Source organism: Rosistilla oblonga (assembly GCF_007751715.1).
GTDB classification, from domain to species: Bacteria; Planctomycetota; Planctomycetia; order Pirellulales; family Pirellulaceae; genus Rosistilla; species Rosistilla oblonga.
This window is the reverse complement of record NZ_CP036292.1, coordinates 3,326,991-3,352,738: the sequence shown is the minus strand read 5'-3', so window position 1 is coordinate 3,352,738 and position 25,748 is coordinate 3,326,991. Positions and strand designations below refer to the sequence as shown.

Sequence of the window (25,748 nt, the reverse complement as noted above, 5' to 3'; positions counted from 1 at the left end):
GTGCGTCGATGCGGCGAAGAACGGAGCGCGTCGGAACAGTTCGTCCGCCGCAGCGTGCTCGCGAGATGCACTTGTAAAAGCCCTCGGTGATGATTCATCGAGGGTTTTTTGTTGCCTGGTGCCCAATTTCCAACCCGCCAACCCGATCGAGCTCCCGATGACCAAGCCAAAGATCCTGTTGCAGTTCGACACCGATTCGCATGCCAGTTCGTTTGATGCAGTGGTTGCAACCGATGCAGGGGTCGATACGCTGCTGCAATACGGCAACGTAAACACTGAAAACGTCGAGGGACTGGTTCACGGAGCGATGTTTACTCGCGGCCCCGAGGATCTGCATCGCACAGCAATTTTTGTCGGTGGCAGCGACGTAGCGGCGGGGGAAGCTGTCTACGAACGAATTGAGAAGTGCTTTTTTGGTCCGATGCGGGTCTCGGTGATGCTCGATTCCAACGGTGCCAACACAACGGCTGCCGCAGCGGTGCTGCGCGCCGCAAAACATCTTGATCTGAGCCAAACAACCGCATTGGTTCTGGGAGGTACCGGACCGGTGGGGCAACGCGTCGCTCGACTGCTGCTGCAAGCGGGGGCCACGGTCCGATTGTCTTCGCGGCAAATCGATCGCGCGAGGGCGGTTTGCGATGCGATTTCCGCGAGAATCGATTGCGGCCAGCGATTGAGTGCGGTTGTCGGCAGCGAAGCGATCGACGGCTGCGACGCGGTATTTGCCTGCGGCGCGGCGGGAGTTCAGCTGTTGAGCACCGACGAATTGGCTGGCTCAAACGTTCGTTTGGCGATCGATCTGAACGCGGTGCCCCCGGTTGGCATCGAGGGGATCGACGTGATGGATCGCGGCAAATCGCGGCAAGACCGGATTGATTATGGAGCGATTGGGGTCGGCGGGACGAAGATGAAAATTCATCGCGCCGCGATCCAGCGACTCTTCGAATCCAACGATCAGCAGCTCGATGCCGAAGCAATCTATGCAATCGGGCAAACCGTTTAAGCCGATTAAGCAGTTTAGGAGCGAGAGGGCAAAATCGCGGGATATTGACGTCTTTGGCGTTACAAATTACATTTTCCCAACTAATGGACCTCCGAAGGGGGCGATCGGCTCCTTCGAGAGCCTTAGGGATCGCGTCGAGTGCTCTCCGGATTTCCGTTTGGATGATTACCCAACAAGTCGAACCCGCGACACCAGGTATTCGCTTCCGATTGCGAACTTAACAAAATTCTATCGCGCTCATCGATGTTCCGCTCGGAACGTCCGGCCCTATCTAGCCACAGCAACGTTGCGCTGAGCGTACAGATTTCACTCGTTTGATCGATACAACTACCCCATACTCACGCAGAGGCTATTAAAGATGGCAAAGAAGAAAGCGGCTGGTGCTTCCAGCAAAATGGTTTTTTACTTCGGTAAGACCAAGACCGAAGGCCAAGGCGAAGGCAAGCAATTGTTGGGCGGCAAAGGCGTCAACCTGGCAGAGATGACTCGCATCGGCCTGCCCGTTCCTCCCGGTTTCACGATCACCACCGCCTGCTGCGATTCGTACTACAAGAACGGCAAGCAATTGCCTAAGGGCTTGATGGACGAAGTCAACGAAGCGGTTGCCATCCTGGAAAAGGAATTGGACAAGAAGTTCGGCGACGACGAGAACCCATTGCTGGTTTCGGTTCGCTCGGGTGCTGCGGTTTCGATGCCCGGTATGATGAACACGATCTTGAACCTGGGTCTCAACGACGCCGCCACCGAAGGTTTGGCCAAAGCGACCGACAACCCACGCTTCGCTTACGACGCTTACCGCCGCTTGATCAACATGTACGGCGACGTCGTGATGGGAATCGATCACGAAGAATTCGAGCACGCGTTCGACAAGATCAAGACCAAATACAAAGTCGATCTGGACACCGACGTGCCAGCTGAAGGCTTGAAGGAACTGTGCGAAGCTTACAAAGCTGTCTTCAAGAAGCACGGCGGCGAAGATTTCCCTCAGGATCCAATCCACCAGTTGCAACTGGCGATCGAAGCTGTCTTCGGCAGCTGGAATACCGAACGCGCCGTTCGCTATCGCGAGATCGAAAACATCCGCGGCCTGTTGGGCACCGCGGTTAACGTTCAATCGATGGTCTATGGCAACATGGGCGACGACAGCGGAACCGGCGTTGCGTTCACTCGCGATCCTTCCAGCGGTCAAAACAAGTTCTTCGGCGAGTTCTTGATCAACGCTCAAGGCGAAGACGTGGTCGCGGGTATCCGCACCCCGTTGCCAGTGATCGAGATGAAGAAGTGGAACAAAGCTGTTCACGCCGAACTGATCGCGATCAAAGACAAGCTGGAATCGCACTACAAAGACGTCCAAGACATCGAGTTCACGATCGAGAAGGGCAAGCTGTACATGCTGCAGACCCGCGACGGAAAGCGAACCGGTATCGCTGCCGTCAAGATCGCCGTCGACATGGTCAAAGAAGGACTGATCGACGAGAAGACCGCTGTTCTGCGTATCCCCGCTGGCGACTTGACCCAGTGCCTGCTGCCAAGCTTCATCCCTGCGGCGAAGAAGAAAGCCAACGTCTTGGCAACGGGTCTGCCCGCTTCGCCAGGTGCTGCGGTTGGCCAATTGGCGTTCACCGCTGCGGACGCCAAGGCGCGTGCGGAAGCTGGCGAATCGGTCCTCTTGATCCGTAAAGAAACCAGCCCCGAAGACGTCGACGGCATGCACGCCGCTGCGGGTATCTTGACCAGCACCGGTGGTATGACGAGCCACGCGGCAGTTGTCGCTCGCGGTTGGGGCAAGTGCTGCGTCGCCGGTGCCGGCGATGTCGACATCAACGAGAAGACCAAGAAGATCACCGTCAACGGCAAGACCTACGGTGTTGGCGACACGTTGAGCCTGGACGGCACCAGCGGCGAAGTCATGGAAGGTGCTGTCGATCGCCAAGAGCCTAAGTTGGGCGGCGACTTCGGTACCGTGATGGAATGGGCCGACAAGTATCGCACCCTGGGTGTTCGCACCAACGCCGATACGCCTGAAGACAGCAAGCGTGCTCGCGCGTTTGGCGCAGAAGGCATCGGACTGTGCCGCACCGAGCACATGTTCTTCGAAGGCGACCGTATCGGTCACATGCGTGCGATGATCCTGGCGACGACCGAAGAGGATCGCCGCAAGGCATTGGCTAAGTTGTTGCCGTTCCAACGCAAGGACTTCGTCGGCATCTTCACCGCGATGAAGGGACTGCCGGTAACCGTCCGTCTGTTGGATCCACCATTGCACGAATTCCTGCCACACGAAAAAGCCGCTCAAAAAGAGATGGCCGAAGCGTTGGGAATCTCGACTGCCGAAGTCAAGAAGCGTGCTGAACAGCTGCACGAAATGAACCCAATGTTGGGTCACCGCGGTTGCCGTTTGAGCGTCACGTATCCCGAAATCCTCGAGATGCAGGTCACCGCGATCACCGAAGCTGCGATCGCTTGTGTCAACAAGAAGGTCGATGCCAAGGCGGAGATCATGATCCCGTTGGTTGGTACTCGCGCCGAATTGTCGATGCTTCGCGAAAAGGTCGAAGCGACCATCGAAGCGACCAAGGCCGCCAAGAAGTTCGACGGCGAATTGGACATCCTGATCGGTACCATGATCGAGATTCCTCGCGCTGCGTTGACCGCCGACGAAGTCGCTCAAGACGCCGACTTCTTCAGCTTCGGTACCAACGACCTGACGCAGATGACGTTCGGTTACAGCCGCGACGATATCAACACCTTCCTGCCCGATTACCTGAAGCAGGACATCCTGCACGGCGACCCCTTCCAATCGCTGGACACCACCGGTGTCGGCCAATTGGTCGAGATGGGCGTCAAGAAGGGTCGCAGCAGCAAGAAGGGACTGAAGTGCGGCATCTGTGGCGAACACGGTGGCGACCCAGCTTCGATCCAATTCTGCCACGAAGTTGGTTTGGATTACGTCAGCTGCAGCCCATTCCGCGTGCCAATCGCACGTCTGGCCGCTGCTCAAGCTGCTCTGAAGAAGTAATCGCTGAGAGCTTTTAACGATCGATAATGCAACGGCCGGCCCGGCTTCGGGTCGGCCGTTTTTTTGTTCTCATCCGAACCGTGCGATCCGGCACTGTGGCGGACGTCGGCCAACGCGTTTCGGGCATATTGCCGTTGCAAGATTCGTTGGCAAAGTCGCAAAAAGTGGCTCGCCCGCACGATGCGAAATCGCATTTCGTGGTATCCTGTCGGGCGTGGGACGCAAATCACGCCCGTCCCAATATCGACTTCATTCTAAGAAAGCAAACCGATGCAAATTACAGCGGACAAAGTTGTCGCGTTCGATTACAAACTGACCGACGACGCTGGCGAGCTGATCGATTCGTCCGAGGGACACGAGCCCTTGCTGTATCTACACGGGCAGGGCGGAATTATCGAAGGCCTCGAGCGGGCGCTCGAAGGACTTAAGGTTGGCGACACTCTGAACATCACCATTCCGCCAGAAGACGGATACGGTTTGCGTTCCGACGAACTGTTGCAGGAAGTCCCACGCGATGAGTTCGAAGAGGTCGACGAGTTTGAAGTCGGCATGCAGTTCGAAGCCGACACGCCCGACGGGCCGATGATCTTTTCGATCACCGAGGTCGGCGATGAATTGATCAAAGTCGACGGGAATCATCCGCTGGCGGGTGAAACGTTGACCTTCGACGTCACGATCCGCGAAGTCCGCGACGCGACAGCTGAAGAGCTCGAGCATGGACATGCTCACGGTGACGGTGGTCACGACCACGACTAGTTCGCTTCCGCGAGGTTGCGCCAACGCGGCGTCTGCAAGGATCACGTAGTTTTCCAGAGGTGGCTGAGGATGTTATTTGGATTTGGCAAAGCAAAGCCACCGTTGACGGCGTCGCGACGCGGGCAGATCGAACTGCGGATGCGGTATCTTGTCGATCGGTTGACGCTCCCCGTAGTGCAACAGACGGCCATCGTCACCGACCCGGCGGTCTTTTTGCCCGCCGACTCGCTGACCGCCGAAGATCTGCCAACGGTAGCTCAGCGGATCGCCAAACAGTTGCAAGTCGATGTCTCCGGCTTGCCGATCGAGGTCGCTGATGGCGGTCCCGACGCGGCGGTTCACCAAATTGGCGACGCGCCGAAAGTCCGAGTCCCTCAAGCAGCACTGAGCGACGGGCCGCGGTTGGTCACCACGCTGGCTCACGAAGTCTCGCACTACCGCCTGCGACAGTTCGACAGCCGCGAGATGCCCGATCAGGGACAATGGCTCACCGAACTGGCAACGCTTTGCGGCGGATTTGTCGTCGCCGTCTGCAACAGCAGCGTCAAAGAATCGTGTTGCAGCACGCCAGCTCCCACCATCAAATCGCTCCGCACTTTAGGTTACCTGACCTCGGCCGACCTCGGTTACGCCGCAGCCTGTTTGGCCCGACTGCGGAACGAAACCGATCCCGCTTGGGGAAAACTGCTGCGAGCCGATGCGCAGGTGACTTTCAAACAAGCGATGAAGTCGATGCCCGCTGCCTGCACGATGATCATCGACGCGACGACGATTCCCGGTCCGCAAAGCTCGATGCAGCAGCTGGCCGAACAGATGGTGTCGTCCAATGAATCGTATCAGTTCCTGGCGGCCGAACAGGTTGCCAATCGGACCGACGAGTCGCGGGAAGCCTTTGTTCCCGCGTTGATCCAGATGTTGCGATCGCGCGATGAACAGGTCGTCCTGGTCGCGGCCGAGGCGCTTCGCACGATTGGGCCGGCCGCCCAGAGTGCCGCTCCCGCCCTGGAACATCTGCTGACCCACCGCGTCGATATGATCGCCGCATCGGCAGGGATCGCGCTGATGGCGATCGACCCTAACGAAATCGTCTTCGAACACGTCGGCGATCTTCTCGAAAATCGATGGTCCGCCGCGATCCCACTCTCCGCAGCTCTCGCCGAATATGGTGAGCAAGCGGCGCCGGCTGGGCCTAGTATCTGCCGACGCCTGGTCACCGCGCTGCGACGCACCGAGGATGAGATCATCGATTCGCTGGCAGGCTGCTTGCACTCGGTCTCCGCCGCACCGATGGAAGTCATCGAAGCGACGATCTCCAACGAAGAGATCCTGGAATGGATGAAGGGTTACCTGGCCAGCATGGATGATGTGGCGGCGGAATAACTCGCCGCGGCGACCGTTGCGGCTAGAGAATCTCCGACAGCACTGAATCGCTCACGAACAGCCCCTGGGCTGTCAGAGCGATTCGATTGTCGGTTCGCGTCAACATCCCGATCTCGGTCAGCATCTGAAACTGCTTCCCTAGCAACTGGTCGATCACTTGCAGCGGGCCCACTTCGGTCAGTTCGACTCCGGCCAACATCCGCAGCCCAAACGCTACCCGCTCGCGAATCAATTGCTCCTGCGTCAACGTCTCCGACTCAGCGATCGGCGATTCGCCGCGCAACAACCGCTTGATATAGGTTGTCGTGCTGCGATGGTTGACCTCGCGGCGACCGTCGACAAACGCCGCCGCTCCAGGACCGGCAGCGTACCATCCAACGCCCCGCCAATACGCCATGTTGTGCTGGCAGCGCCGCCCCGGCATCGCGTGGTTGGAGACTTCGTAGTGTTCAAAACCGGCGGCCTTGGGAATCGCGATCGCATCGCGGAACATCTGCAACTGGTCCTCTTCGATCACCGTGGCGATCGTCGCTTTCTGCAGCCGGTTCCAGAACTGCGTCCCCTTTTCAAACGTCAAACCGTACGTCGACAGATGACTCAGCGGCATCGCGACCGCATCGCGAAGATCGCCTCGCCACGCGTCGGGCGTTTCGCCGGGTGTCGCGAAGATCAGGTCGATCGAAACGTTCCCGATCGTCTCTGCCGCCAACTGAATCGCCCGCCTCGCTTCGCCGGGTGAATGCGTCCGCTCGAGTATTTTCAGCTTGGCGGCGTCGAACGACTGCACTCCCAAACTGATCCGATCGACTCCAAATTGCTTCAGAAGATCCAGCTTCGACTGCGTGATATCGTTCGGATTCGCTTCGACACTGAACTCGGTAGCGCCACCGGAAAGGGGAAACCAATGGCCAACAAGACGCAGGAAACGGGTAAGGGCAGGGGCGTCGAAGTGGGTCGGAGTGCCGCCGCCGACGAACAGCGTGTCGACGGTGCGAGGTTCGACCAATCGCGTCAGTTCAGCCTCTAACGCGTCGAGGTAGGCGTCGACAAGATCGTCCCGCCCCGCAAGAACGCTGAAATTGCAGTACCCACAACGGTGCTGGCAGAACGGAACATGGACGTACGCCGCTCGCGGCGTGTCCAATCGCGCCGGAGCCTCCAATTCCAGATCGGTTTGGTTTCTTATAACCACAGGTTCAACCGGCCGCCCAACAGCCCGGGAAGTTTCTTTTCGACCATCCGGCGAATCTGTTGGTCGCTGTAACGCGTGCTGAAATGCGACGCGATGATCAGTTCATTATTAAAGCGATCCTTCCGCGCAACCCAGTCGTCCAGATGCATGTGGCCGTGCTTATGGATCTTTTCTTTACGGTGGTCCGGGGCGATGAACGTCATCTCCGCGATTAAGATCTTGCAATCGAAGACCTCCGGATTGTCATCGAGTCCGCGCGGCTGGGTGTCGCCGGTGTAGGCGAGGATCGGCATCCGCGTCTCGTGCGAGACCTCGACGCCTTTCATGCGGAGATCGCGAATCTCGGTCCCCTGCAGTCCCTGAAACTCTTCTTTTAACTTCTTCCTCCGCTCGCTGACCATATAACCGACCGAGGTGATCGTGTGGCGGGTCGGGAAGACGTTGACGACAAGTTCGCGAGAGAGTTCGATTTCGTCCCCCGGCTCGGCCGGTAGCAGTTCGCACGGCATCGCCCCTTTGTCCAAGCGGGTAAAGCTGCGAAGCATCGCCAGGCAGTGATCGATCGAATTGGCTGGCAGATAGATCACCGGCGGATCCATCTTCATCATCCGCCGGCGGGAGACGTAGACAGCAAGCGCGGCGATGTGATCCAGGTGGGTATGGCTGACAAACCAAGTCGGCGTTCCCATGAAGTCCCAGGGCTGCACGCCGAGATCAAAACCACACTTCAGTTCGGGGATGCGCCAACACGTTTGCACGGCGGCGCGCGAATAGCCTTCGATGGTTAGTCCGGCGTGCTGACACTTCCGCAACGGAATATTTTCGAACATCAACTCTCTCAAGACGACTTTTTAATGGGCAAGTTCGTTTCATCGACGGCGCTGGCGTCGTAGTTGTCGACCTCGCTTACATTCAGCTCCGTCTCGAACCGTTCACCTCGGGTGACTACGATATCAATGCCGCCGGCTTCCTGCCGGGTCGACACACCGTAATGCCTTGCCAACTCTAGGATCGCTAGAAAGATACCAATCATCGCCGACTTATGAGCCCCCAGGTCGAACAAGTCGGAGAAGCGAACCTCGTCGACCTTCAGCAATTGTTCGTGGATGCGTTGCATGTAGACGTGGATCGGCGTGTCGTCGTAGACGACTTGTGTTGGCGGGGGCCCCGAGGATTCGCGCATGATCCGGCCAAAAGCACTGACCAGATCCCACAGTTCCAGATCGGCGATCGGTTGGTCGCCGGGATCGATCTGTCGGGGGGGAAGATCGTCGGCGATCCGCGGATACCGCTGCTGCCACTGCTCTCCCATCTCGTCCAAGATGCTCGACGCGTCGCGGAATCGCTTGTACTCCAACAACCGCTCGACAAGCTCTTCCTGAGGGTCTTCGAGGACCTCTTCTTCCTGTTCGTCGTCGGCCTGCGGAAGGACCGCCTTGCTCTTGAATTCGACCAGGGTCGAGGCGAGATCGATGAAATCGCCGACGCCGTTGACGTCGAGATCCTGCAAAACTTCCAAATATTCCAGGTATTGGTCGACCACATTTGCCAGCGACATCGTCGTGATGTCCAACTCGCTGCGGCGGACCAGATACAACAGCAGATCCAACGGACCGCGGTAGGCTGGCAAATCGATTCGGAAGGTCATGGGGAAAGCTTTCGAGGCATTTGCCGGACGACGCGGCGGCAACTGGGCCGGCGCGGCGGGGGTCGACGACGATCGACCGGACTCTTTTCTAGCGTGCCAAAACGATAGTTGGCAAACGACTAATGTGGCGTTATTTCGCCTTGAACGCCAGATCGGGCTTCAAAATCGATGGGGCAGCTCTCACGATCCCATGAACCTCAACCGCCCGCAAGGGTCTCAGTCAAGCGTTCAAAGTTCGCCCTCGGCGAACGGTTTGCCCAAGTCGATTTACCGCGAAAGCCGCAATTTCCGGCAGCGCACAGCAACGACAAACACTTTCATTCACGTTTGGCGGATTACCAACCCTTGTCCCCAGGAAAACCCACAACTATGATGCGGTCTTTTCTCGCACGGCCAGGCTTCAGCCTGGATTCAACCACGGTCCAAAAACACAACATGCGACACGTTCTATCGGCCCTCGTTCAGAATGTTCCCGGTGTGCTCGCGCACATCTCGGGGATGTTGGCCTCGCGCGGATACAACATCGACTCATTGGCAGTCGGGGAAACCGACGATCCCCACTTGTCTCACATGACCTTTGTCGTGGTGGGAGACGAGAAGACGCTGGCGCAGGTCCGCAAGCAGCTGGAAAAGATTGTGACCGTCGTCCGCGTGATGGATATCAGTGCGACCGATTTCGTCGAACGCGATTTGATGCTGTGCAAGGTGCAAGCGGCTCCTGGCCCTTCGCGATCGGAAGTTCGCGAACTTGTCGACATCTTCCGCGGCCGGATTGTTGACGTCGGTCCCGACGAAATCACGATCGAGATGAGCGGACGCGAAAGCAAGGTCGAAGCGTTCATCGAACGGATGCGAACCTACGGAATCATCGAACTGGTTCGAACCGGGCGAATCGCCATGGTCCGCAGCGGTGCGGTGAGCGAAGAGCCAGTCGAATAAACGCGTTCTCAACGCGCCGGCATCGATGGAGCCAAAGCGTCTGCTGACGCTGGAACGCCCCGTCGAATACAAGCCGAAAATCGTCCAATTGTTCAAACCGACTTACGCCACGATAGCACAAGGAACACTCCACATGGCGGCCACGATTTATTACGACAACGACGCCGATCTGTCCCACCTGAAAGGCAAGACGATCGCGATTATTGGTTACGGTTCGCAGGGCCACGCCCAAGCGCAGAACCTTCGCGACAGCGGCTGCGATGTGATCATCGGCCAACGCCCCGGCGGACCAAACTACGATTTGGCCAAGAGCCACGGCTTCGAACCGATGTCCGCTGACGAAGCGACCGCCAAGGCCGACGTCGTCAACCTGTTGCTCCCCGACGAAGTTCAGGGCGACATCTACAAGGCTCAGATCCGCGACAACCTGCAGCCAGGCAACGTCCTGATGTGCTCGCACGGTTTCAACATCCACTTCGGCCAAATCGAACCGCCAACCGGTGTCGACACCCTGTTGGTCGCCCCCAAGGGCCCCGGGCACTTGGTCCGTAGCGAATACGAAAAGGGTGGCGGCGTCCCCAGCTTGATCGCTTTGGGCGAAGGAGCCAGCGAAGAGACCAAGCAGATCGGTCTGGCTTATGCCAAGGGCATCGGCGGCACCCGTGGTGGCGTTATCGAGACGACCTTCCAAGAAGAGACCGAGACCGACCTGTTCGGCGAACAAGTGGTTCTCTGTGGCGGTTTGAGCGAACTGATCAAAGCGGGCTTCGAAACGCTTGTCGAAGCTGGCTACCAACCCGAGATGGCCTACTTCGAGTGCATGCACGAAGTCAAGCTGATCGTCGACCTGTTCTACCAGGGCGGACTTAGCTACATGCGTTACAGCATCTCGAACACCGCTGAATACGGCGACTACGTCACCGGCCCGCGAATCATCACGCCTGAAACCAAGGCAGAGATGAAGCGAGTTCTGACCGAAATCCAAAACGGCACCTTCGCTCGCAACTGGATCTTGGAGAACCGCGGCGGTGCTGCGATGTTCAAGACGACCCGTCGTCTGGAGCAAGGTCACGAGATCGAAAACGTCGGCAAGCGTCTGCGTTCGCTGATGAGCTGGATCGACGACAAGCAAGTCTAGGCACTTGTTTCGCTCTCTCAAAACGATCACCCAGGTTTCGCAAGAAATCTGGGTTTTTTTGTGAAATCTTCCCGGGCGCCTTCGCGCGATCGGACAACCTCTTCGACCTGCAATCGACTTAGGATTCCCCCCCAAGCGACCACATGTTGGGCAACGCAGGATCTCGTGAGTGATGGTTGAGTTGCCCCTGGAATGGTACTATCATGCAGACAGAAAGGCTAACCATCCCTCCCAGTCGTTACATCCTGCCTGTCCCGCTGCGGACAAAACATTCATTCCCGAAAACGTCACGCACTTTTTGAAAAAAATAGTTGCGTAAAATAGTAGCAATAGCCTCGGAACCCAACTAAGCGTTCTAGACTTCGTTGATTCTGGCGGGTTTTTGAGTTGCAAGGATGCGATCGCGCGACACGGTTTCCGTGGCGTTGCTGTCCGGAAAGGGATCGGAAACCGTATTTACCGGGGCAGTCAAATGCTGGCTCGAAACCGAGGGCTTTGATCACAAACATTTTGGATGGGGATTTGAGACGATGAACACTCTGAAGGTACGAGGCGTTTGCGGGTTGATGCTGATCGCATTGGTCGCCCCGCAAGCTGGCGCAGTCGAATGGGCTGACAACATGTTTCCCGTCAAGAAGCATGAGTTTGGAACGGTCGCGGTCGCAGCCAAAACCGAATTCCGGTTCCCGTTCAAGAACCTATATAAGGAAGACGTCCACGTCTCCACGGTTCGGGCTAGCTGTGGTTGCACCACCCCGATCATCGAAAACCATACGCTTAAGACCGGCGAAACAGGACATATCCTGGCCCGCTTCAACACCGGTTCGTTCCACGGCAAGAAGGGAGCGACCCTGACCGTTGTGATCGACAAGCCGTATTATGCCGAAGTCCAATTGCGAGTCGATGGTTACATCCGCCGCGACATCGTCTTCAATCCCGGACAAGTCGAATTTGGATCGGTGATGCAGGGTGAATCGGTCCACAAAGAGATCGGTGTTACTTACGCTGGCCGCAGCGACTGGAAGATCGTCGAAGTCCAATCGCCTTCGCCCAACGTCGCCGCTGCGTTCGAAGAGGTTTCCCGCAACGGAGGCCGCGTTTCCTACAAGTTGAATGTCGCGTTCGACGGTGCCGCCGAACCGGGCCAAGCACACACGAACATCGTCGTGATCACCAACGACCGCGCGATGCCACGTGTTCCTTTGGAAGTCACCTACGAAGTCCGACCCGCAGTCATCGTCAGCCCGCAAGTCATGGCGATCGGCAACCTGAAACCAGGCGAATCGTCGGAGCAACGGTTGGTTGTTCGCAGCGATAAACCGTTCCGCTTGACCGATATCAAGGCCGAAGGCTTCAGCATCGAATACAAAGCCAACGCAGAATCGAAGAAGATGCACGTCTTGCCACTGAAGATCACCGCGGGTGATAAAGCGGGCTCGAAGAGCCAACGATTGATCGTCCATACCGATCTGCCCGGCGACCTCACCGGCAGCGCTCTGGTAGCTGGCCAAATCGTCGCTAAGTAGCTGATAGCGGTTTCGACACTCGCGGCGGTCGCAATCCCCAACCGCCAGCGAGCCACGCCCGTACCGGTCGATTCGCCAAGCGTTTCGACCGGCGAACGCATTCTTTGGATCACGCACGGCATCACACCACGATGCCGCATCGCGGGTCCGACGCACGAGCAATCGATGCGAATACCACGTATCGGCTGGGCGACTTTAGCTCCGCAAGGCTACGACTATCGCGATTCCGTAGGCGCGACGATTGTAGGCAACCGGCTCGTCGTCACTTCGGGGCTGCTTGGGCCAGCTTTGAACAGTTCATCTGGCGGCGTCAGGCCTGCTCGATGCCTGGCGGGGACGGAGCTATGGACTCCTACGGCAGCTTGTCCCAGAGAGTTCTTGGCCTGATCGAGTCGTTTCTCGAGTCCGTTGACGCTACGCGCTAACCCAAGCATTTCGGGCGACTGGCTGCGCGTCGCTTGCGCACTGATCTGTTGCTGCAGCATCGCCAACTGCTCTTTGACGTAATCGACTTCCGAAGCGGCATCCGATGTCTGCTGATTTGCCTCTTCAATCGCATCGAGGTCGAACTCAACGCCTGCGACCGACGAGATCCCCGCTCGCTCCAAGATGCTGTGAAACGAAGTCGGTGCTACCAACAAAAGCACGATCGCGCCGACGATCGCTACCTCACGAACGGCGGCACATCCATCGCGCAGTTCGGCCCACATCCCACTCTTCTCGTTTTTCATCGATCCCATCTCTCCTCGGCATCCCCGCAGCGAGATGTTTCCGATCGCCCGACATCTCCGCAGTCTCTCGACCGACGCAGATTTTCATCAATCGAAAGCCCCCACGTCCAGATCGCTTTTTTTGCAGCTCTCATTGCGGTCGCCCACGGCCTCGCCGCTCCCCAAACGAAGTTTGAAGGGGAGGGTCGAACAAGCGAAGCGAAGTTCGGGGAGGGGAGTCGAGACCAAATCCACAGCACAAGATCCCTGAAAAACGCCCTCCTCGGAAAACTCGCTCGGCGCTAGTTTCCCGACCCTCCCACGGCTTCGCCGCGAGAGGGTGAAGGCGAGTGCTCCCCGTCGTACTTTTGAGCTTGCGACTCGCGGCGTGGCTTAGGCGGCTAGCGTGTCGATTGTCCCAATCGCTCGGCTTGCGAGCGACGGAGGTCGTCGACCACCTTCTGCAAAGCCCAATCGGGAGTAATGTTGGCTTCGGCAGCATACCGCAACGCGGCTCGGTGGATCTCCGCTGTCGTCGGTGAGACCGACTCCAGCCCACCGCCATCGTAGGAACGTACCCACGGGATCGAGACCGCCAAAAACAAAGCAGCTCCCAATGCAGCCCAACGGACGCGGCGGCGGGTAACGGCGAGCCCCTGCCGCTCGATTGCTGCTTCGATCGTGCGCGGGCGAAGGTCATCCGATACGACGACATAATCGCCGGCAGCGCGGATAACAGCTTCGATCGCGGGCGAATCCCCTCGTTCCGCATCGCCAAAATCGTGGTCGTCTCTCATCGCCGCTCCTCCACTTCCTCGCCCCGCAACTCGATCTCCAACTTGGCGATCCCATAGCGGTAACGGCTGGCGGCGGTCGCTGGCGAGATCATCAAGACCTCGCCGATCTGCGCGAACGTGAAATTCTCCCAAATCTTCAGCGCGACAACTTCGCTCTGCTTCGGCGGCAAGCGGCGCATCGCCGACCAGACCATGCGATAGGTCTCCTCCTGCTCCAGTTCATCCACGGGGCAACGCGTCAAAAGATCGAAGATCCCGGTCGCAAATCGCCAGCGTTTCTTGCGACGCAGGATCAGCAGCGATTCGTTCCGTACCATCTGCAACAGATAGGGCCAGGGACGTTCGGCGCGGCGCAGCGTCCGCGGGTTGTCGGCGACTTTGACCAGCGCCGACTGCACGGCGTCTTCGGCATCGTGCTGGTTGCGAGTGACCGTGGTGGCGAAGCGAACCAACCGCCCGGAGGTCAAGTCGTAGAGTCCCGAGAGGGCTGCGGCACCGCTTTCAGCGATCCGGTCGGCACACTCGCGAACTTGCTCGGAAATAGGGTCGGGTTCACTCATCGTTAAAGCATGATGCGCGATCCCGGCCAATTTGTCTAATAAAATGGGAAAATCTTCGCCTCGCCAGCTAGCCGGCTGCGCAGCGACAGATCGGAACGCAACGAAAGCTCGTCCGAATGGGCTAATAACTGTGCGGGTCGAGCTTCACTTTGCCGTGGAAAATCCAGTAGATGATCACGGTGTAGCTGAGCACGCAGGGGAGCCCGATCGCGGCGATGATCAGCATCGTGCCGAGCGTCGCGTGGCTGCTGCGAGCATTCTCCAGCGTCACGCTGTACGCCGGATCGATCGTCGAGAGCATCAAGTTCGGGAAGATCGCGACGCTGAACAGCGAAGCAAACGCCAAGATCACCATCGCCGAGGAGAAAAAGGCGTATCCGGGTCGGTTCAGATACATCGCTCGCGGGATGTTCAGCACCGCCAGGAAGTTGAGGACCGGGACGATCCAAAGCACCGGGTAGTTGGCGATGTTTTCGGTGGCGTGCGGGACGTGCAACCAAGTCGCTAGCGTCACGACGACGTACAGCCCCGCAAAGGTCAGGAACAGCGGATGGATCGCCCGGCGGACTCGCGCCTGCAATTCGTCCTCCGTCTTTAGGTACAGATAGATCGCTCCGTGCATGGCAAACAGCGAAACCGTCAACGCGCCGACCAGCAGCGGATACCAATAAATCTGGCTCAACAGCCCGCCTTCATAGACGTAACGCGGCCCCAACTCCATCCCCGCCATCACGTTCCCGCCAGCGATCCCCAACAGCGCCGCCGCGGTCAGTGAGGAAGCGAAGAAGCCGAAGTCCCAGGCTTTTCGCCATCGAGGCGACTGAACCTTGGAGCGGAATTCGAGACTGACAGCTCGGCCGATCAGACAGGTCAGCAACAGGAAAAACGCGAGGTAAAAGCTGCTGAAAACCGTGGCGTAGGCGACTGGAAACGCGGCAAACAATGCTCCGCCAAACGTCACCAACCAGACCTCGTTGCCATCCCACAACGGACCGATCGAATTCATCACCAACCGCCGCTGGGTATCGTCTTTGGCGATGAACGGATGCAAAATCCCCACGCCCAGATCGAATCCGTCGAGGATCGCGTAGCCGCACAACAGCACGCCCAGCAGCACAAACCAAATGAAGGTCAACAGTTCGTAATTCATCGGGAGTCCTCGTCCATCAACGATCCACCATACGCAGTTCCGCCGTGCCCGATCGTTTCGGACATCGACTTACGCTGCAGCCGCCGTTTGTATTCGGTCAACTCTTCAGGCGATTCCGGGCCGTGCTGGATCTTCTGGTTCAGGACGAAGATCCAAACTGCAAACAGCAGCGAATAGATGATCCCGAACAGGATGATCGAACCGAGCACCTGCTCGGCCGTCACCGATTCGCTCAGCCCATCGGCGGTCCGCATCCCCATCATCTCGACGCCGTTTTGCACCGACGGGTAGACGACCCACGGTTGGCGGCCGACCTCCGCCGTGATCCAGCCGGCTTGGTTGGCGGTCATCGCGGCGACGGGCATCACCACGATCGTCCACAGCAACCAACGGTGCCGACCATAGAAGCCGCGGTACCACGACCAACAGGCCATCGCGGAGACGAGCAGCATCAACGTCCCCAGCCCGACCATGATGTGAAAGGTTTGAAAGGGGAGCCAGATCGGCGGGCGTTGGTCGACGGGGATCTTGTCCATGCCCGGAACCGGCCGCGACGGGTCGTTGTAGACCAACAGGCTCAGCATCCGCGGAATTTGCACGCCAAAGTGAACCGTCTTGTTTTCGGCGTCGGGCCATCCGAATAGATACAGCCCGGTCGGCTCGTCGGTCGTTTCGTAATGAGCTTCGATGGCTGCAAGTTTGGCAGGCTGGGTTTCGATGAGCTTTTTTGCCGAATCGTGCCCGGTAGCGGCTGCCAAAAGAGTGAACAACAGCGAGGTCGGCAGAGCGATCGAAAGGCACCGCCGAGCTATCGCTTCGTGCTTTCCTCGCAGCAGGTAGTAGGAGCAGACCGAGGCGACGAAAAACGCTCCCAGCACAAGAGCCCCGACCAGCGTATGCGTCAAGCGATCGACGGAGGAGGGATTAAAGACCATCGCCCAGAAATCGGTCACCTCCGCTCGCGGCACCTGTTCTCCCTGAACGTCGTGCCAAACGATGTGGTACCCGGCGGGCGTCTGTTGCCAGCTGTTGGCGACCACGATCCATACGGCGCTGAACGCCGAACCGAGAAAGACCATCAGCGTGCTGAACAGATGCATCTTCGGCCCGACGCGGTCCCAGCCGAAGACGAGCACCGCCAAGAAGCCGCTTTCGAGAAAGAAGGCAAAGATCCCTTCGGCCGCCAGCGCCGAACCAAAGACATCGCCGACGAAGCGGGAATAGGCGGCCCAGTTTGTGCCAAACTCGAACTCCATCACGATCCCAGTCGCAACGCCCATCGCGAAGTTGACAGCGAAGACGCGAGTCCAGAAACGGGCGGCAGCCTCCCAGGCCGGATTGCGGGTCCGGTAATAAGCCAGCTCGCACAGAAACAACTGCAGCCCCAAACCGATCGAAAGAGGCGGGAACAGGTAGTGGAACATAATCGTTCCGGCAAACTGCAACCGGCTGAGTATTTCAACGTCCATGGGTCTGCATCACGCTCCGAAGTCGACGGGTCTGATAGATCAGCTGACGATCGATTTATCAGCCTCCATTGTCGCCGCAGGCACACCTTTGCACAGGTGTGGCAGAACGTCACTGACGCGGAGTAGGGAACCAAGGAATTTTGCCCCGCTGGCTCGCCAGAACTTACGCACATGCCTATATGATCACTTCACTCGCCCAGCAACGCTGGGAGGGTCGAAAAACAAGCCTTCAGCGAGTTTTTCGGGGAGGGCAATACGGCAGTATCTCCACAACAACTTCCTCACGACACTGCTCAAACAAACTTAGTCCCAAGGTAGTAGATCGCAGCCCCATAAACAAAAACACTTCACCCGCCAAGCAACGCTGGGAGGGTCGAAAAACGAGCCTTCAGCGAGTTTTTCGGGGAGGGCTCGAGCGCTGGGTTCACGAACCACCATCGCAGCGAGAAACAATGCTCACAAATTGCTTCGCCTTCCGCAGTGAAGCCAAGAAACCGTCCAAAACCGAAACTCCGCGGGACATTGCGTCCGCGGAGTTTCTTCACATCCCACTACCGCTCCCTATCGATCGCCTAAGGGCCGGAGCCAAGCACCATCAGAAGGATCAGGACGACTTGATCTCAATCCGTTTTGGCAACACTTCGGCTCGTTTGCAGAGCTGAATGTGGAGCAGTCCGTTCTGAAAGGAAGCTTCGATCGAATCGGGATCGACGGAATCGGCGACACGCATCGTCCGCGTCATCTCACCCCACGCGCGCTCGTCGTGCAAATAGGACCGGTCGGTCGCATCGGGCTGAGGCCGCTTAGCCGAGATCTTTAACAAACCGTCTTCAAAGCTGACATCAATGTCCTCGCGAGCGACTCCAGCCAACTCCATCTCCAAGTGGATCTGCTCACCCGTCTCCCAAACCGAAGCAGGCGGAGTCCACCGGTTTGCAGCAGGGCTACTGCCGGGATGGAACAGACGATCGAACAGCTCCTCCATCTCGCGTCCCGAAATTCCAAACCCACTGGGAACAAGCGCTCGGGTCATGTTGTAACTAGACATGGCTCATACCTCCGTACATTTGAACTGAAACAAACAACAGCCCCGACGGCACGGCACCACGCGGTGACAAAAGTGACAGTCGGCGGCGGACAACGGCAGCTATTTGCAACATTCATACCAAACGCAACAGCGACACCTTCCAGATTTCTTTCCCCAATCGCCCGCGCCCCCGATCAACAGCGAACCACTCACAATAGCGCCGACTCACAGGCCAAAAACGAACAGCGAGATCCCACGAATCACGCAAACAGCGACCTCCTTCACATGACCGTCCCTTCAAAAGATCAAAAGCGAGCAACGCAACTAGTCACAGAAAAGTCCATCTGCGATCTTGGCTTCATTCGCGGGCAGATTACCGGCCGCTCCCGCCAATCCCTCTCTCCATTGCGTTACCCCACCGGGGCACTACGTGCGGCCATCTACGCGGACGCTGCTCACGGCCCCACAAGGATCAATTGCTTGACAACGGCGTGCGATGATTTAAGGAAAATGAGCAAGAACAGCAAAAGCTGCGCCCTCGCCGACAGACCAATGTAAGGCACTGCAAATCGGGCGGTCCCACCAAACACGCACGAGCGTGGTGGCTTAACCTTACGGCACTAATGTCCGCGTCCGACCGTTCGTTACCTAACCGCGAGACTCTAGCGGGTGAGCTACTCAGAACCGTCGCTGAAAATATTATACATGCCTCCAAGGAGGCTCCCCCCGCCGCACGAACCTGGCCAACGGAAGTCGGACGGGCAAAGTTGCGAGATGGGGGGGCGGGTGGTTAAGTAAATCTGGCGCGATTTGATTGTGGTTTCCGCGGTACAAGGGTAGTATCGGAAACAGCTAATCGCAGCCCCACCCCACTTAGGAGCGACCGTCTATTCACAAGTACTGGGGAATTACAAAGTTCTACCGTACCCTCCCCAGGTACCGCTGCCCACAGCTGGCGATTTGAACGTGGGGGTTACCATTCGGGACACAGACGCCCCCCGCTTGAAGTAGTCTAGATGCTGGTTTGCACGGTTGTGTGGCCTGTGGCAGCGAGGGGTTTTACAAACCTTCTGTCGATTACCAAATCCATAGACGTGGGGACTTGTTTGATTAAGGATAAGCCAATCAAATCAGTAGACGAAATCTCGCGACACAACGACTGGGCGCGGGGTATGTATTCGTCGTAGCGTTACGTTTGCCCGCCTACAAAACGGTGCGCAGAACGCAAGACAAAAAATTGAACCGATGCATGGATGCACAAGTAAAACCAACGAGTTAACGGCTGCGAAAACGAAGGTGCCTGTCACCCAAAGGAACGAAGTCCGCGCCGACCCTTTGATAAGTTTCAGCCCTGGATTCTAGCGCTGCTTTGACACAGCCCAAGAATCCGACGAGTCACGCGTCAGCTCAAATCCAAGCACTCCCAGTAGACCGTCCTTGTAATTCCCCTAGCTCCCTTTCTATTTGGGCATCTGCTTGAAGGGTTTGGCTGAGTTTGAACTCAGGTGGCGTTCTGGTACATCCTGTGGTTAAAGCCACGAACCAACACCGTTCCACCATACCACAGAGCAATGCAACTTATGACACGAAAAGGTATTGTCCTCGCGGGCGGCTCGGGCACCCGACTGCACCCAGTGACGCGTGCAATCAGTAAGCAGCTGTTGCCTGTATACGACAAGCCGATGGTCTACTACCCCATCAGCGTGCTAATGCTCTCCGGCATCCGAGACATTTTGATCATCTCCACGCCGGAGGATCTGCCGCACTACAAGAACCTGTTAGGTTCGGGGGAACAGTTCGGCGTCGAATTCACCTACGAGATCCAACCGCGTCCTGAAGGCTTGGCGCAAGCGTTCCTAATCGGAGCGGACTTCATCGACGGCCACTCGGTTTCACTGGTGTTGGGCGACAACATTTTTTACGGGCAAGGGTTTTCGCCGAAGTTGAAGTCAGCCTCGTCGCAGACCGACGGCGCTACCGTGTTTGGATACGAGGTCCACGACCCGCATCGATTTGGCATTGTTGAATTCGACGCTTCGGGCAAAGCCATTTCATTGGAAGAGAAACCCTCGGCACCCAAGTCAAACTTTGCCGTCACGGGGCTCTACTTCTATGATGCCGACGTGGTCCAGATTGCCAAGAACGTGAAACCCTCCGCCCGCGGCGAATTGGAGATCACCTGTATCAATCGCGAATACTTGAACGCTGGAAAATTGAGCGTCGAGATTCTTGGCCGTGGGCACACGTGGCTAGACACCGGAACCCACGAAAGTCTTCTGGAGGCCTCCATGTTTGTCAAAACAATCGAGCACCACCAGGGCTTCAAAGTCGCATGTCTGGAAGAGATCGGCCACACTCACGGATGGCTGTCGACCGACGCGCTCCGTGAGCAAGCCGACCGACTCAACAAAACCGCCTACGGCGAGTACCTTCTGTCGATCGCCAACAAAGCCTAGACACCGTTCCCTTATTGAATCACGTGACTCAAAACAACTTCACATACCGCCCCAGCATTGATGGCCTTCGGGCTGTTGCAGTGATACCGGTTATCCTGTTCCATGCAGGAGTTACAGGAATGGATGGTGGATTTGCAGGTGTGGACGTTTTCTTCGTAATCTCAGGCTTTTTGATGGCGACCATCATTTCAGCCGAACTAGAGAAAGGAACGTTTAGTTTTCGAAAGTTCTGGGGTCGTCGAATCAAGCGTCTGTTCCCTGTATTCGCTACCGTGCTGATCGCAACACTGATTGCGACTTACTTTTTCGTTTTCAGCGACCAATGGCTCGAAATTGCTCGGCAAGCCCAGTGGTGCCTGCTCTTGCTTGCAAACGTCAAGATGATGCGACTTGGGGGGGACTATTGGGGCCCCGCAGCAGAATCCAGCCCATTCTTGCACATCTGGTCTCTTGCGGTCGAAGAGCACTTTTACTTGTGCTTACCGCCTCTTCTATTCCTCCTTGCTAAACGTCCTGTTCGGCAACGTGTCATCGTTTTGGGCGCCTTCGCTCTTTTTAGCTTCATCGCGTGTATCGCCATCACACCGGTAAAACCGCATTGGGCATTTTTCCTGCTGCCATTTCGCGCCTGGGAGTTACTCGTCGGGTGCGTCATCGCACTCGCTGGACGAGTGGTTTGGTTTCGCCCCAGTCAATCGCTTTTAGAAATAGGGGCTGCAACGGGCCTAGCATTGACCTTGCTTTCTTTTTTTGTCTGCAACTCAAGTTCCTTTCCGGGCTACCAGGCATCGCTTCCGGTGGCAGGTTCTGCAATTCTGCTGGCCACGTCTGCAGGTAGCAATTGGACAAACCGGCTTCTGTCCTCCTCATTTTTGGTGAGCATCGGCAAACTATCGTATTCGTTGTATCTGTGGCATTGGCCAGTGATTGTATTACTCCGTCATGCTATGGTGACTAGTACCCCACCGGTTGCATACGTCCTCGGTATCAGCTTCCTTCTGTCGGTCGCAACTTATGCCCTGATTGAGAATCCAATCCGCTACAACCGGAGATGGGCTTCCATCAACGCCTCACTAGCAATTGCCTGCATCACGGTCGTCACCACCATGCAGTATTCCCAGCGAGACTATGACGTCAAAGGTTTCGACAACGTGGTTTGGCTAGGGCAAATTTACGACAACCGCCCGACCCAGCAACCTCTGCAGGGCAGGATGGCTAGTCGAATGCGTGGCATCGAAACACCGATGCGTGAAAAACGCAACTCCACGACATACCGGGAATCGGGCATCATCAAACGATATGGCAATGAGACACCAGAGATCGTCGTCTTCGGCGACTCCCATGGATTAATGTGGAGTGACACCATTGACGAGATTGCCCAACAGAATGGTCAAACCGTGTGTTTTTTTGCCGCCAGTGGCACCCCTCTGGTTTTCAATGAAGGCAGCGGCAGCAAGACAGCATTCTTCACTGCGCAGCAAATGCGAATGTTTGACCAAGCCCGCCTTAACTGCATTAAGAGCTGGAAACCCGACTTCATCTGCATTGCTTCGCTCTGGACAAAGCAGTCAAATAGCGAATTTGAATCACTACCTGTTTTCATATCGCTTCTTCAAAAGCATTGCAAACAATTAGTCATCATTGGCCAACCCCCTCCCCTTCACATTGGCGACAGCAATGCACTGCGGTATGCAGCGTACCTCCGCGAATCAGCTCCTTCATCATCGACACTAAAGGTACCGATCTATGGAACCGAACACTACGAACAACGCATGAGCCAACTATCAGGCTTTGCAACCAAATGCCGAGCATCGTTCGTGCCAACAAACCACAACCATTCACAAAATGGAAAAGCTGTCCTGGCTGACGGAAATGTCATTTATTACATCGACGACGATCATTTGAGCGTCCGAGGTGCAAAGCTCTACAAAAGCGAGATAGCACGCGTCCTGACGCCTGACCACACTGGCATCGAGAACTAAGTCGTCACTGAAACGCGCTATAGTTTCAGCCTGTCACAATATGGACAAGCCTCCAATACCTCCGCATCCCCTTCATGCCCCCACCATCCATTCATCCATTGGCCGATTGCCAATCCACCCAAATCGGCGAAGACACGCGAGTTTGGCAATTCAGCGTCGTGTTGCCAGAGGCCACGATCGGCTCCGAATGCAACATTTGCTCGCATTGCTTCATTGAAAATGATGTCGTGATCGGCAACCGAGTGACCGTAAAAAGCGGAGTCCAATTGTGGGATGGTGTCCGAATTGAAGACGACGCGTTCATCGGCCCCAATGTCACGTTCACAAACGATCGTTTTCCACGCAGTCGTCAGTACCCCGAGAGCTTTGCATCCACCATCGTAAAACGCGGTGCTTCGATTGGCGGGGGGGCGACGTTACTGCCGGGCGTCACAATTGGCCAAGATGCGATGGTCGGCGCCGGTTCGGTGGTCACCTCCGACGTCCCTCCCGGATCCGTCGTCGTCGGCAATCCGGCCGCCGTTCGACGCTACGCGCAGATTCCATCACCTCCGCACTCCATTCATGAATCCGCGTCCAGTGGCAATGAGTTGATCGGTGGCTGCCGAATGCTTGAGCTGCCCACGATCAATGATATGCGCGGAAAACTCACGATCGCCCAATGGAACGAACATCTCCCATATTCTCCTGAACGCACCTTCTTTGTGCATCGTATCCCATCCGAAAAGATCCGTGGCGAGCACGCTCACCGCGAGTGCCAGCAGGTTCTGGTTGCGATCAGTGGCAAAGTCGAGGTGGTCATTGATGATGGCGAGCAGCGACAGCAAATCACCCTGAACGACTCACGCAAAGCACTCCATATTCCCGCAGGAATATGGGCAACGCAGTACGGCTACACGCCTGATTGTGTTTTGGTCGTCTTTGCGTCTCATAACTATGACGAATCCGACTACATCCGTGACTATGACGACTTTCGCAGATTCCGAGGGGTGAGAGAATGATTCCCTTCCTTGATCTCGGGGCTGCCACCGCGGAAATCCGAGACGAGCTCGACGAAGCCTATCATCGATTCATGGATTCGGGCTGGTATGTACTGGGCAAAGAAGTCGACTCCTTCGAACAAGAGTACGCGACCTATTGCGAAGCCAACCACTGCGTCGGCGTGGGCACGGGGCTCGATGCACTGACGCTAGCACTTCGTTCGCTTGACATTGGTCCCGGTGATGAGGTCATCGTCCCCTCCAACACTTACATTGCCACCTGGCTGGCCGTGACCCAAGTTGGCGCCACCATTGTTCCGGTTGAGCCTGACGAGCGAACTTACAACCTGAATCCTAAACTGTTACAGGCAGCGATCACAAAACGAACCAAGGCAATCATGCCGGTCAACCTCTACGGCCAACCAGTTGATTACGACGCGATCCGAGACTGCACCCAAGACACCGACATCAAGCTGGTCATCGACAACGCTCAGGCTCAAGGTGCACAATACAAAGGTCGCACGGTGGGGGGGATCGCGGACATTGAATGTCATAGTTTCTACCCCAGTAAAAACCTGGGGGCATTTGGCGAAGGCGGTGCAGTCACCACGAACGACGAAACCGTCGCCAAACGAATTCGCTCGTTGCGCAATTACGGATCGACCGTTCGCTATCACAACGATGAATGTGGGGTCAACTCGCGACTCGATGCACTGCAAGCCGCGTTCTTGCGAGTGAAACTACGTCACCTGGACGAATGGAACCAGCGTCGTCGTGGGATCGCGGCCATCTACCTGGAAGACCTCGCACCACTTACGCCCCGCGATCCGCAATTCATCCTCCCCTTCGTACCGGACTGGGCGGATCCGGTGTGGCACCTGTTTGTCATCCGCACGCCGCACCGTGACGCGTTACGAGAGCACCTCCAGCAGCACGACATCGGCACCCAAATCCACTACCCCATCCCGCCGCACGCCAGCGACGCCTATAGCGACCTTGGGTTCCCCTCAGACGCCTTTCCCCTTGCCAACCAGCTTACCGACGAAGTACTCAGCCTCCCAATGGGACCACAACTCCCACCAACGCACGCAATGTCGATTGCAATACGAATCACAGAATCATTGTCAACAAACGATGAACAATAGCAAATATAAGTGCAACCTAATCGTTCCAGGCTTCGCTAAGTGCGGAACCAGCAGCCTACACGAATATTTGGACCAACACCCACGGATCCAAATGTCCCGCCCCAAAGAACCACACCATTTTGCCTTTGCAGACAAATACGCTCGCGGAGCGGACATCCACAACAAACTGTTCAAGAATTCACAGAACGACACAATGTGCTTCGGAGACTCAAGCACATCTTATGCGGTATGGGAACCGGCGATTAGTAGAATAGCTGAGGTGCTTGATGAGCCAAAAGCGATAGTACTGATTCGCCACCCTATCGAACGCCTCCTTTCCCACTATCGGTGGATGTACCGAATTGGCAATGAAACAGAACGCCTGGAAACTGCAGTTCGTCAAGAAATAGAAAATGGCTACGATATCAACTGCCATAGGAGAGGCTGCTACCCGTGGTACTTAAGACATAGCCAGTACTCTACTTTCTGCCCAACCATCTGCGAAAAACTCGGCAAGGAAAACACACTATTCATAAAAACTTCGATATTAAGCAAGAATCCAGAAGCAGTTTTCAAGAAAATATTCAGATTCATTGAAGTGCCGAATCACCCAATTAACTTCCGTTCGTTGCACAACACCACTGACAGTCAATCCCCCATTGTTCCTCCAAAACTCCGTGAACAATATTCACGCGTACCAAGGATCTTACGTAGAGCATTCCGATCGACTCGCTTGACGCAATTCACACGCAAAATTGTTGCCAGACGCCCTAATGCCCCCGAACCCACCACTAACGAACTAGCCCTAGTGACTCAGCAACTGAGTGCGGACATCGATTTCTTCATGAAACAACCAGACTGTTTTGTTTCATCCGAGATGCGGCGTTAACAA

General features: G+C 56.6%; 21 protein-coding genes. 12 read left to right on the top strand and 9 right to left on the bottom strand.

Features of this window, described 5'->3' with window-relative positions:
- Positions 1–157: 157 nt before the first annotated feature.
- The 4 genes from CA51_RS11915 to CA51_RS11900 all read left to right on the top strand — a co-directional run bounded on the left by CA51_RS11915 (position 158) and on the right by CA51_RS11900 (position 6,158).
- Positions 158–1,003, top strand: a complete 846-nt coding sequence (locus CA51_RS11915; RefSeq protein ID WP_145120825.1) for an NADP-dependent methylenetetrahydromethanopterin/methylenetetrahydrofolate dehydrogenase — start codon at positions 158–160, stop codon at positions 1,001–1,003.
- Between the two features lie 358 nt (positions 1,004–1,361).
- Positions 1,362–4,022, top strand: coding sequence for a pyruvate, phosphate dikinase (gene ppdK, locus CA51_RS11910; protein ID WP_145120823.1), 2,661 nt, complete (start codon positions 1,362–1,364; stop codon positions 4,020–4,022).
- A 270-nt stretch (positions 4,023–4,292) separates the two neighbouring features.
- A complete protein-coding gene (locus tag CA51_RS11905) occupies positions 4,293–4,778 on the top strand; it encodes an FKBP-type peptidyl-prolyl cis-trans isomerase (protein ID WP_145120821.1) in 486 nt (161 codons plus the stop codon).
- Positions 4,779–4,847: 69 nt separating this feature from the next.
- Positions 4,848–6,158 (top strand): HEAT repeat domain-containing protein, encoded by a 1,311-nt coding sequence (locus CA51_RS11900; protein ID WP_145120819.1) that lies wholly within the window; start codon positions 4,848–4,850, stop codon positions 6,156–6,158.
- A gap of 22 nt (positions 6,159–6,180) precedes the next feature.
- On the opposite strand, the gene hemW is transcribed toward CA51_RS11900, so the two are convergent.
- The 3 genes from hemW to CA51_RS11885 are packed head-to-tail and all read right to left on the bottom strand — an operon-like array spanning position 6,181 to position 8,998.
- Positions 6,181–7,350 carry a radical SAM family heme chaperone HemW gene (gene hemW, locus CA51_RS11895; RefSeq protein ID WP_231746140.1) on the bottom strand — a complete coding sequence of 390 codons (1,170 nt, stop codon included), beginning with the start codon at positions 7,348–7,350 and terminating at the stop codon, positions 6,181–6,183.
- Positions 7,341–8,180, bottom strand: coding sequence for an MBL fold metallo-hydrolase (locus CA51_RS11890; protein ID WP_145120818.1), 840 nt, complete (start codon positions 8,178–8,180; stop codon positions 7,341–7,343). Before CA51_RS11890 ends, hemW begins: the two co-directional genes overlap by 10 nt.
- Before the next feature lie 8 nt (positions 8,181–8,188).
- A complete protein-coding gene (locus CA51_RS11885) occupies positions 8,189–8,998 on the bottom strand; it encodes a segregation and condensation protein A (RefSeq protein ID WP_145120816.1) in 810 nt (269 codons plus the stop codon).
- Positions 8,999–9,433: 435 nt separating this feature from the next.
- On the opposite strand from CA51_RS11885, the gene ilvN reads away from it, so the two are divergent.
- The 3 genes from ilvN (at position 9,434) to CA51_RS11870 (ending at position 12,601) form a co-directional block, all read left to right on the top strand.
- The gene (gene ilvN, locus CA51_RS11880; RefSeq protein WP_145120814.1) at positions 9,434–9,937 is read left to right on the top strand and encodes an acetolactate synthase small subunit; all 504 of its coding nucleotides are present in this window, start codon (positions 9,434–9,436) and stop codon (positions 9,935–9,937) included.
- Between the two features lie 133 nt (positions 9,938–10,070).
- Positions 10,071–11,075, top strand: a complete 1,005-nt coding sequence (gene ilvC / locus CA51_RS11875; RefSeq protein WP_145124131.1) for a ketol-acid reductoisomerase — start codon at positions 10,071–10,073, stop codon at positions 11,073–11,075.
- A 530-nt stretch (positions 11,076–11,605) separates the two neighbouring features.
- A complete protein-coding gene (locus tag CA51_RS11870) occupies positions 11,606–12,601 on the top strand; it encodes a DUF1573 domain-containing protein (protein ID WP_197451774.1) in 996 nt (331 codons plus the stop codon).
- Positions 12,602–12,816: 215 nt separating this feature from the next.
- Here the strand turns inward: CA51_RS11870 and CA51_RS11865 are convergent, their stop codons facing one another.
- The 6 genes from CA51_RS11865 to CA51_RS11840 form a co-directional block, all read right to left on the bottom strand.
- Positions 12,817–13,332, bottom strand: a complete 516-nt coding sequence (locus CA51_RS11865; RefSeq protein ID WP_145120810.1) for a hypothetical protein — start codon at positions 13,330–13,332, stop codon at positions 12,817–12,819.
- Between the two features lie 380 nt (positions 13,333–13,712).
- Positions 13,713–14,108: a hypothetical protein gene (locus tag CA51_RS11860; RefSeq protein WP_145120808.1), complete on the bottom strand. Its 396-nt coding sequence runs from the start codon at positions 14,106–14,108 to the stop codon at positions 13,713–13,715.
- Entirely contained in the window at positions 14,105–14,668 is a 564-nt protein-coding gene (locus CA51_RS11855) for an RNA polymerase sigma factor (RefSeq protein ID WP_145120806.1), read from the bottom strand. The genes CA51_RS11860 and CA51_RS11855 overlap by 4 nt, the downstream gene beginning before the upstream one ends.
- 121 nt (positions 14,669–14,789) lie before the next feature.
- Positions 14,790–15,818: a cytochrome d ubiquinol oxidase subunit II gene (gene cydB, locus CA51_RS11850; protein ID WP_145120804.1), complete on the bottom strand. Its 1,029-nt coding sequence runs from the start codon at positions 15,816–15,818 to the stop codon at positions 14,790–14,792.
- Positions 15,815–17,287: a cytochrome ubiquinol oxidase subunit I gene (locus CA51_RS11845; protein ID WP_145120802.1), complete on the bottom strand. Its 1,473-nt coding sequence runs from the start codon at positions 17,285–17,287 to the stop codon at positions 15,815–15,817. The genes cydB and CA51_RS11845 overlap by 4 nt, the downstream gene beginning before the upstream one ends.
- Before the next feature lie 604 nt (positions 17,288–17,891).
- Entirely contained in the window at positions 17,892–18,335 is a 444-nt protein-coding gene (locus tag CA51_RS11840) for an Hsp20/alpha crystallin family protein (RefSeq protein ID WP_145120800.1), read from the bottom strand.
- A 1,550-nt stretch (positions 18,336–19,885) separates the two neighbouring features.
- Here CA51_RS11840 and rfbA point away from each other — a divergent pair.
- From rfbA to CA51_RS11815, 5 genes are all read left to right on the top strand, one after another.
- Positions 19,886–20,770, top strand: a complete 885-nt coding sequence (gene rfbA / locus CA51_RS11835; protein WP_338052353.1) for a glucose-1-phosphate thymidylyltransferase RfbA — start codon at positions 19,886–19,888, stop codon at positions 20,768–20,770.
- A 23-nt stretch (positions 20,771–20,793) separates the two neighbouring features.
- Positions 20,794–22,752 carry an acyltransferase family protein gene (locus tag CA51_RS11830; RefSeq protein ID WP_197451773.1) on the top strand — a complete coding sequence of 653 codons (1,959 nt, stop codon included), beginning with the start codon at positions 20,794–20,796 and terminating at the stop codon, positions 22,750–22,752.
- A gap of 98 nt (positions 22,753–22,850) precedes the next feature.
- Positions 22,851–23,753 (top strand): WxcM-like domain-containing protein, encoded by a 903-nt coding sequence (locus CA51_RS26455; protein WP_276528649.1) that lies wholly within the window; start codon positions 22,851–22,853, stop codon positions 23,751–23,753.
- Positions 23,750–24,877, top strand: coding sequence for a DegT/DnrJ/EryC1/StrS family aminotransferase (locus CA51_RS11820; protein ID WP_145120794.1), 1,128 nt, complete (start codon positions 23,750–23,752; stop codon positions 24,875–24,877). Before CA51_RS26455 ends, CA51_RS11820 begins: the two co-directional genes overlap by 4 nt.
- On the top strand, positions 24,867–25,745 hold the full coding sequence (locus tag CA51_RS11815) for a sulfotransferase domain-containing protein (protein ID WP_145120792.1): 879 nt from the start codon (positions 24,867–24,869) through the stop codon (positions 25,743–25,745). Before CA51_RS11820 ends, CA51_RS11815 begins: the two co-directional genes overlap by 11 nt.
- The last annotated feature ends 3 nt before the right edge of the window (positions 25,746–25,748 follow it).

Coding starts and splice junctions, on each gene's coding strand:
- CA51_RS11915 (WP_145120825.1), top strand. CDS start 158: ATGACCAAGCCAAAGATCCTGTTGCAGTTCGACACCGATTCGCATGCC.
- ppdK (WP_145120823.1), top strand. CDS start 1,362: ATGGCAAAGAAGAAAGCGGCTGGTGCTTCCAGCAAAATGGTTTTTTAC.
- CA51_RS11905 (WP_145120821.1), top strand. CDS start 4,293: ATGCAAATTACAGCGGACAAAGTTGTCGCGTTCGATTACAAACTGACC.
- CA51_RS11900 (WP_145120819.1), top strand. CDS start 4,848: ATGTTATTTGGATTTGGCAAAGCAAAGCCACCGTTGACGGCGTCGCGA.
- CA51_RS11890 (WP_145120818.1), bottom strand. CDS start 8,180: ATGTTCGAAAATATTCCGTTGCGGAAGTGTCAGCACGCCGGACTAACC.
- CA51_RS11885 (WP_145120816.1), bottom strand. CDS start 8,998: ATGACCTTCCGAATCGATTTGCCAGCCTACCGCGGTCCGTTGGATCTG.
- ilvN (WP_145120814.1), top strand. CDS start 9,434: ATGCGACACGTTCTATCGGCCCTCGTTCAGAATGTTCCCGGTGTGCTC.
- ilvC (WP_145124131.1), top strand. CDS start 10,071: ATGGCGGCCACGATTTATTACGACAACGACGCCGATCTGTCCCACCTG.
- CA51_RS11870 (WP_197451774.1), top strand. CDS start 11,606: ATGAACACTCTGAAGGTACGAGGCGTTTGCGGGTTGATGCTGATCGCA.
- CA51_RS11865 (WP_145120810.1), bottom strand. CDS start 13,332: ATGAAAAACGAGAAGAGTGGGATGTGGGCCGAACTGCGCGATGGATGT.
- CA51_RS11860 (WP_145120808.1), bottom strand. CDS start 14,108: ATGAGAGACGACCACGATTTTGGCGATGCGGAACGAGGGGATTCGCCC.
- CA51_RS11855 (WP_145120806.1), bottom strand. CDS start 14,668: ATGAGTGAACCCGACCCTATTTCCGAGCAAGTTCGCGAGTGTGCCGAC.
- cydB (WP_145120804.1), bottom strand. CDS start 15,818: ATGAATTACGAACTGTTGACCTTCATTTGGTTTGTGCTGCTGGGCGTG.
- CA51_RS11845 (WP_145120802.1), bottom strand. CDS start 17,287: ATGGACGTTGAAATACTCAGCCGGTTGCAGTTTGCCGGAACGATTATG.
- CA51_RS11840 (WP_145120800.1), bottom strand. CDS start 18,335: ATGTCTAGTTACAACATGACCCGAGCGCTTGTTCCCAGTGGGTTTGGA.
- rfbA (WP_338052353.1), top strand. CDS start 19,886: ATGCAACTTATGACACGAAAAGGTATTGTCCTCGCGGGCGGCTCGGGC.
- CA51_RS11820 (WP_145120794.1), top strand. CDS start 23,750: ATGATTCCCTTCCTTGATCTCGGGGCTGCCACCGCGGAAATCCGAGAC.
- CA51_RS11815 (WP_145120792.1), top strand. CDS start 24,867: ATGAACAATAGCAAATATAAGTGCAACCTAATCGTTCCAGGCTTCGCT.